This is a genomic window from Aquabacterium sp. A08, assembly GCF_011742065.1.
Genome location: NZ_JAAQQT010000137.1, coordinates 1 through 485 on the forward strand (window position 1 = coordinate 1; position 485 = coordinate 485).

Genomic DNA, 485 nt, shown 5'->3' on the forward strand with positions numbered 1-485 from the left:
CACATGGTTCAGTTCCTGTGCGTTGGGAAAACAAAGAAAAAGGGCAACATCTTGTGAATGTTGCCCTTTTTAGAGTTTGGTGCCGGGGGCCGGACTCGAACCGGCACGGAGGATTACTCCGGCAGATTTTGAATCTGCTGCGTCTACCAATTTCGCCACTCCGGCTGCAATGCAAACCGAAATTATGTCACACCGCTGGGCGGTTCTTTGGCCTCGGTGCAAAATCCTGCCATGAGCACCGCCAAACCCACCCCAGCCACCGCCCCGGCCCGCAAGCCGGCCGCCCGCCGCAAACCGCGCAGCTACCCCACCATCGAAGCCGCGATCGGCAACACCCCGTTGGTGGCGCTGCAGCGCATCGGCGCCGAGGTCAACCGCGCACGGGGCAATGTGGTGCTGGGCAAGCTCGAAGGCAACAACCCCGCCGGTTCGGTGAAGGACCGCCCGGCGCTGTCCATGATCCAGCGCGCGCAGGAGCGCGGCGA

General features: G+C 62.7%; 1 protein-coding gene and 1 tRNA gene. One reads left to right on the top strand and one right to left on the bottom strand.

Annotated features, from left to right (window positions below; translation table 11 throughout):
- Window positions 1–77 precede the first annotated feature (77 nt).
- A tRNA-Leu gene (locus HA630_RS00775) sits at window positions 78–165 on the bottom strand.
- A 66-nt stretch (window positions 166–231) separates the two neighbouring features.
- On the opposite strand from HA630_RS00775, the gene HA630_RS00780 reads away from it, so the two are divergent.
- Window positions 232–485: pyridoxal-phosphate dependent enzyme (locus HA630_RS00780; RefSeq protein ID WP_166832065.1), on the top strand; the 254-nt coding region annotated here is incomplete at its 3' end.